Below are 7129 nucleotides of genomic sequence, written 5' to 3'. Positions count from 1 at the left end.
CTTTGCTTACCCAAAAGCTCCTTAAAGGTCTGGCTTGAATAATAAACCGTCTCTTCATCTGTTATAAGATCTACATAGCTTACACAGTCGAAATCATTAGACATGCCAAGCAATGCAGAGTCTCTTGATGATTCCTTTATTAAATCAAGGGAGGTTTTTTCCAAATTTGACAGTCCGGAATATGAGGTCCGTGTGGATTTCACTGGAGGCACAAAACCGATGGTTTCAGGAGTGGTTCTTGCAGTCATTGAAGGAAATTACAGCAACTTTAAATTTTCATATGTGGGTCAGAAGGATAGTAAAAGCAGAACCAAAAAAGGTGTTGGAGTCGTCAAAGATGGTTCCGAACTGAACAAGATGCAAATTAATCCATATAAGAAGTATGCGATTTCAGAATTCAAGAGAGGTAAAAGCTTTTTCAACGGCAACCAGTATGAGGCATCTTTAAAATATTTCCTGGAAGCGGAAAATTCCTTGCATGAAGGAAACTTGACTAAAGAGGAGGAATTAGCTCATTTTTATGTTAAGTTGATAAGTTTTTACCAAAGCTGGGATAAATTCAATGAGAAAATCAAGTTTTTCAATAGAAAAGAAGATAAATATGAATCCCTTAAATTAAGCACATACCTCCAAAAGCAGATAATTGAAAAAATGCCTGAGTCATTTATTGAAGACTTTGGAGTATCAGAAGAATTCATATTGCAATTAGATAACAATCTTGAATTCTTAAGATTGAAATTGGCAAATGATATTAACAAAGGCATAAAATATTATTTGCCTGATCTTTTGAATAATGCCAAACGCAAAATTGATTCAGGATCTTATGATGATGCCGTTGCAAGATTGTACAGGGCTATTGAATTAATCGCACAGATTCAATTGAATGAATTATCCATTATGGATAAACAGAGATTGCATGACAACAAGGTATTTTATATCAATCGCGAGCAATTTGATCTTGAAACCATGGATAATTACAAGGCCAGGGATTATATAAAAAGCTTAAGAATCCCTGATTATGAAAATTATGAAAAAACATTTAAAATTGCTTTGAAAAATAGTTATGTCCTATTAAAAAAATTCGATGTTCAATTGGCCAGGGATTATTTTGCAGATAGGGAATTGGATTGTGCAAAAAGTAAGCGAAATGATTCCATTCTAGCACATGGACTGACTCCTTTAAGCAAGGATTCAGCTTGTGATTTTTACAAGAGAGTATTGGATTATGCGATTAAGGCTTTTCCAGACATAGAAAATTATATGGAAAAGGCGGAATTTCCTAAATTCAACATGTGAGTGGTTTAATTTTAAGGAGCATTTAAATGAAAATAAACACATCATACCTTGTGCTTAAGACAAACAAGAAAATAAGGCAGGACTCTTCAAAGCTTAGAGGATATATTGGAAACCATTTCGACTATCCCCTGCTTCACAACCATTATGCACAAGACAAGTTATTATACTCCTATCCCCTCATCCAGTACCATGTAATAGACGGGCAGGCTTCCATGCTTGGCATTGAAGAGGGAGCGGATCTGTTAAAGGATATAGCAGAGGACATCACAGAACTCAGGCTCTCCGATTCCTACTACAAGGTGGAGGATAGAATTATTGTTGAGGATGAAATAAATGTTTCAACTACCAACAGGGAGTATCATTACAAGTTCATCACTCCATGGCTTGCCTTGAACAAGAACAATTTCCAACGCTTCAACAGTATTGAAGGCTGGAAGGAGAGGAAAGTGTTTCTCAACAAGATTCTTGTAGGCAACATTCTATCAATGGCCAAGGGTTTGGGAATTATTGTTGACAGGAGGCTGTATCCAAAAACAAGGCTTGACTTTACACGTGTGGATTACAAGTCAATTAACATGCTTGCATTTACAGGAGAATTCAAGGTCAAATTCCGGATTCCTAATTACTTTGGATTTGGAAAGGGAGTAAGTCATGGCTTTGGAACTGTTGTAAGGGTTCTAGACGAAGAGGAATAGCTTTTTAAACTTTTTTTAAAATTGGGGAACTCCCTCAATTTAATTCATTTTTTTATTTTTTCCCATTTTTTGTCTTTAACTAAACTATTTTTTTTATCAAAGGGTGTTCGCCAAAACATTTTTTTAAGAATTTTACTATTCATTACTATTTTTTTCTTACTTTTTTTGACTGTATACTTTTTTAAAAAAGTTTATTATTATTAAATACTAAATATTAGTATGTTATTTTAGAGGGTGAAAAATGAAATATAGTGCTGGTTTAGTTAGCAACTCTTTTTGGTTTATTGAGTCTAGAAAAGTAGCTGAATTGATGTTGGAAGGTTATTCTAAAGAAGAAATCATGGATTTGGCATTGAAAGAAAATATTTTTCAAGTAGAAACAGAATCTCGTGTCAAAGAAGTAACAAATGGTATTTTCAGACGTTTAAGCTCATTTTCAGAAGATGTATTGGAATATTTCCTGAGAACTGATACCAATTCCGCAAAAGTTTTTGTTTTAATATCCGTTTTAAAGCAGGATAAACTATTTTTTGAATTTATGTATGAAGTCTTTAGAGAGCATATTGTTCTAGGTGATTTCACTCTAAGGCCTAAGGATTTTGACAAGTTTTTCGATGAGAAGTCATATCAAAGTGAAGAAGTCAGCCAGTGGAGAGAAGAAACTGTTGAAAGGCTTAAAAGAGGCTATAAAAACATGCTTTCCGAGGCGGGAGTATTGGAATCTGCTGGAAATGAAAGAGAAATATATGTTCCATTTGTAGATTTAAGATTGAAAAATATGCTGATTGAAAATGACTTAGGTCCTTATTATTATTCAATTACAGGAGAAAAGGTTTAGGAGTGCTTTATCTCAAAAATTTTTAAATTAGGGGTGTGGATTATATTGAGCATTGAAAAAAGGTTGAACCAGATAGAAATAAAAATCAAGGAACCTTCTTTTTTACAGAATAAGGGTCTGGGAAATGAAGTAGGCTATTTTATTTTTGATTATGATCCCAAATATGAACAAAGGGTTCGCAAAGAAGTGGAATATTTGAAAAATAAGATAAACAATAATCCGAATTTAGGATTTAAAATTCTTGAATTTGATTTATATGAAATAATTCTGGATATTTTAAAAAATAAGGGATATCTTGAAAAAACTTTTAAATTTGAAGAGAAAAAAGGTAGGGAACATGCCAAAAAGGCAGTTACCAAAATGTTGAAGTTAGGCATGGATTCAAATTTAATCGTGAATTATATAATTGATAGATACACGGAAAATTCAGTAATTTTTATTACAGGTGTGGGCAAAGCATATCCTTTGCTTAGATCTCATAATGTTTTAAACAATTTGCATCAGCAGTTAGATGAAGTTCCAGTTATCATGTTCTTCCCTGGAAGATATTCTGGAAACGATTTGGTATTGTTCAATACAATCAAGGATAGTAATTATTATAGGGCTTTTCCATTAGTGGATTAGGGGGGTTTTAAGTGAAAATAGGAGAAATGTTTGAAAAACCTATTGATAGAGATATTAAAGGTGTTATTAAAGTAGGTCAAAAGGATGAAGAAAACATATATCAGGAATTGAATGAATATGTTGTGACTGATGAGTTAAAAAAACATTTTAGTGAGTTTTTTAACATTTATGCCAGAGGAACAAGCATTGCCACTGATGATATGGGTGTTTGGATTTCCGGTTTCTTTGGAAGTGGTAAATCTCACTTCCTGAAGATTTTATCATATATTTTGAATAGTCAATTGGAAGTTGAGGATAGGGAAAATCCTGGAAGTTTTAGAAGACCTATTGATTTCTTTAAAGAAGATAATAAGATACAGGATCCAGTTGTCATAGCAGATATGATCAAATCAAGCGGTGTCAGCACTGATGTTATCTTATTCAATATCGATTCAAAAAGCTCCAATTCTTCTTCAGAAAAGGATAAGATTCTCGATGTATTTATAAAAGTATTTAATGAAATGAGAGGATATTGTACTGAATATTCATTTTTAGCAGATTTTGAGAAAAAATTGGATTCTGAAGGAAAATATGGAGAATTTAAAACAGTCTTTAAGGATATAAATGGTGAAGATTGGGAAATCGTAAGGGATGATTATTATTTTATAGTTGACGAAATTGTGGAATCAATTGTTAGTATTGGTTTTATGAGTCGTGATGCAGCTCAAAACTGGGTTGAAAAGGCTGAAGAAAATTTTAATATTTCTATAGAAAAATTTGCAGATGAAGTGGCAGATTATTGCAATTCTAAAGGAAAGAATCATCATGTTGTGTTCTTAGTGGATGAAGTAGGACAATACATTGGAGATGATACTAAATTAATGCTTAATTTGCAGTCAATTACCGAGGATTTGGGGACCAAATGTCAGGGAAAAGCTTGGATTATAGTTACAAGCCAGCAGAATATTGATGATTTGGTGGATGTTAAGGGTCAGGACTTCTCTAAAATTCAAGGAAGATTCAAAACAAGACTTTCATTATCCTCTGCAAATGTGGATGAAGTCATTAGAAAAAGAATTTTAGCCAAAAATGAAGTTGCCAATAATATGCTAAAGGCATATTATCCTCAAGTTGAACCTATCTTAAAGAATAATTTCAGTTTCACTGAAAGTGCAGAGATGAAAAATTATGCGAATGCAGATGATTTCGCATCTATCTATCCATTCATACCCTATCAATTCAATTTGCTTCAAGCTGTTTTAACATCTATCAGGGAGCATGGAGCATCAGGAAAACACCTTGCAGAAGGAGAGCGTTCAATGCTTGCAATGTTCCAGCATGCCGCTATTGAAATGATGGATAAGGATGAGCAGTCATTGGTTCCATTTAATATATTCTATGATGCATTATCACAGTTTATTGATCATTCCCACAGTTCAGTTATCATTAAAGCGGGATATAATGAATTATTGACTGATTTTGATGTCTATGTCTTAAAGTCACTGTTCTTAATTAAATATGTCAAGGAGATTAAGGCAAACTTGGACAATATCACAATATTGATGATTTCCCATATCGATGAGGATTTACCTGATTTAAGAAACAAGATTGTCAAATCCCTTGTAAGGCTGGAACGTGAAACATTGATTCAGAAAAATGGAGACATTTATTCATTCTTAACCAATGAAGAACAGGATGTTAATAAGGAAATCAAGAATGTCAATGTTGAATTAGGTGAAATATTAAATAAGGCATCTGATGTTATCTTTTATGATATTTTCAAGGAAAAGAAATACAAATACAACAATAAGTATAACTTTGCCTTTAATAAGGCAATTGATAATATAGATAGTGGAATGCATAAGAATGACATTGGCCTTAGAATAATTAGCCCTTATTATGATTTCAATGTGCAAAGCTCTGCCCAAACAACTTTGTCTGAAAGTTCAGAGCAAGAGATGATTTATAATGCTTTAAGAGGCTTATCTCAAAATAATAAAGAGGTTATCTTACATTTGAATAATGATTTTACAGTATTTAAAGAGATAGAAGAAAGCCTGCAGATTGAAAAATACCTTCAAAAGAACAGCACAGAAATCAAGGAACATCTCAAAATTGCAAAGAGTGAAGAGCGTTTAGAGAAGGAATCAAGAATTGTAATATTGCTTGAAAAAGCTCTTAAACAGGCAGATATCTATGTAAATGGTTCTAAAGTAAACATTATGGAGAAGAATGCAAGTGAAAGAATCAACGATGCATTAGGTGATTTGGTCTCTAAAGTCTATCATAAGCTCACTTATATGGACTTTTCACCAGATAAATCAGATATTATTTCTACAATTAAGGAATCTTCTCAAGAAACCTTTGCTGGAGTGGAATCAAAAGCAAATAATGCTTTAAACGATTTGTATGCATATGTTGAAATGCAATCAAGCAATTATATCAAACCAAGCATGAAGACTATTCTCAATAGATTCACATCCTCTCCTTATGGCTTTATTGAGCTTGATGTGGAATGGTTAGTGGCTAAATTATTCTCTCAAAAGAGAATTGATTTGATTATGAATTCAGAGATTGTTTCTTTAAAGACTAATAAAGCTGAGGAAATCTTTAAATTCTTGGATGGAAAGGATTTCAGGGAAAAGCTATTGGTTGAAAAGAGAGAAGGAATTAAAAGGAGAGATGTAAAAACTGTTAAAATACTCTTAAAAGATGTTTTCAATGAAAGCATTAGTTCTGATAATGATGAGCTTATTATGGACAAGTTTGTTTTTGCTTCAGATAAAAAATTGAATGAGATTAATGACTGTTTAACTTATTATAGGTCAAATCCGGATTATCCTGGCAAGGATGCCTTAATTGATTCAAGAGATATATTGCTGGATGTCAAATCTAAAAAATCCATTAATCAGTTCTATAGTTTTGTAGTAGAAAAAGAAGATGAATTTTTGGATATGGGTGATAATACTTATTCTGTTATTCAATTCTTCAATAGCAGTCAAAAGAATTACTTTGATGAAGCTAGCAGGAATTATAAGATTTATGAATCCAATATGAACTTTATCAGTGATATGGAATTGATTGATATTGTTAATCAGATTAGAGATATTCTAAGAATGCCTAATCCTTATTCCAGAATAAAGGATCTTCCTCTATTGGATGATAAGTTTGAAGAAAAACATAAGGAAATTATTGATAAAGAGAAAGTAACTCCAAGAAATGATATAAATAATGAATTAAATGAAGTTTTAGCTATTTTAGATGAGGATTATGAATTTAAAGATGAATTGAATTCAAAATATAGATTAAATTTTGAAAATAAATTTGCTAACTTATCTCAAAAATTAAATAAAGCTAATGTAATATCTGTTATTCGCGGAGTAAGTGATGAAGCTTCTATTTTGAGAAGTAATTGTGTAGATTTAATAAATAAATTTAAGGAAGAACATATAACTGCTGCTGGTGGCGGAGAAGCAGAACCATCTAAACCAAAATCTGTAGAACTTACTATTAAATTTATTGCTTCCCAATCTAAAGTAAAAATAGAAAATGAATCTGATTTAGAAATGTTCTTAAATCAAATAAAATCTGAAGTTAAAAAACGTTTAGATGATGATGAAATTGATATTGTTAATATAAGACTCTAATTGAGGTTATTTTTATGGATAAGAATAGATCGGAAGAGCGTCGTGTAGGG

6 protein-coding genes and 1 pseudogene are annotated in these 7129 nt (G+C 32.0%); 6 read left to right on the top strand and 1 reads right to left on the bottom strand.

Features of this window, described 5'->3' with window-relative positions; all coding sequences use genetic code 11:
- Positions 1 to 248, bottom strand: a 248-nt coding sequence (locus Q0138_RS06645) for a hypothetical protein (protein ID WP_297982352.1), incomplete at its 3' end; no start/stop codon positions are given.
- Between Q0138_RS06645 and Q0138_RS06640 the strand changes: the two genes are divergently transcribed.
- From Q0138_RS06640 to brxC, 6 genes and pseudogenes are all read left to right on the top strand, one after another.
- Positions 139 to 1296: a TIGR02710 family CRISPR-associated CARF protein gene (locus tag Q0138_RS06640; protein WP_297982350.1), complete on the top strand. Its 1158-nt coding sequence runs from the start codon at positions 139 to 141 to the stop codon at positions 1294 to 1296. The genes Q0138_RS06645 and Q0138_RS06640 overlap by 110 nt on opposite strands.
- 26 nt (positions 1297 to 1322) lie before the next feature.
- Positions 1323 to 1565, top strand: a pseudogene (locus Q0138_RS06635) (hypothetical protein); the annotation flags it as partial.
- 30 nt (positions 1566 to 1595) lie between these two features.
- Positions 1596 to 1991 (top strand): CRISPR-associated endonuclease Cas6, encoded by a 396-nt coding sequence (locus Q0138_RS06630; RefSeq protein WP_297982347.1) that lies wholly within the window; start codon positions 1596 to 1598, stop codon positions 1989 to 1991.
- 241 nt (positions 1992 to 2232) lie between these two features.
- Positions 2233 to 2829 carry a DUF1819 family protein gene (locus tag Q0138_RS06625; protein WP_297982345.1) on the top strand — a complete coding sequence of 199 codons (597 nt, stop codon included), beginning with the start codon at positions 2233 to 2235 and terminating at the stop codon, positions 2827 to 2829.
- A gap of 45 nt (positions 2830 to 2874) precedes the next feature.
- The gene (locus tag Q0138_RS06620; RefSeq protein WP_297982342.1) at positions 2875 to 3453 is read left to right on the top strand and encodes a DUF1788 domain-containing protein; all 579 of its coding nucleotides are present in this window, start codon (positions 2875 to 2877) and stop codon (positions 3451 to 3453) included.
- An 11-nt stretch (positions 3454 to 3464) separates the two neighbouring features.
- The gene (brxC, locus tag Q0138_RS06615; protein WP_297982339.1) at positions 3465 to 7079 is read left to right on the top strand and encodes a BREX system P-loop protein BrxC; all 3615 of its coding nucleotides are present in this window, start codon (positions 3465 to 3467) and stop codon (positions 7077 to 7079) included.
- Positions 7080 to 7129: the final 50 nt, after the last annotated feature.

Origin of the sequence: uncultured Methanobrevibacter sp. (assembly GCF_937906425.1) — an archaeon.
GTDB lineage: Archaea > Methanobacteriota > Methanobacteria > Methanobacteriales > Methanobacteriaceae > Methanobrevibacter.
This window is presented reverse-complemented; position numbering and strand designations above follow the sequence as displayed.

Bases quoted from the DNA above. Each gene is read 5' to 3' on its own strand.
- Q0138_RS06625 (WP_297982345.1), top strand. From the start codon at position 2,233: ATGAAATATAGTGCTGGTTTAGTTAGCAACTCTTTTTGGTTTATTGAG.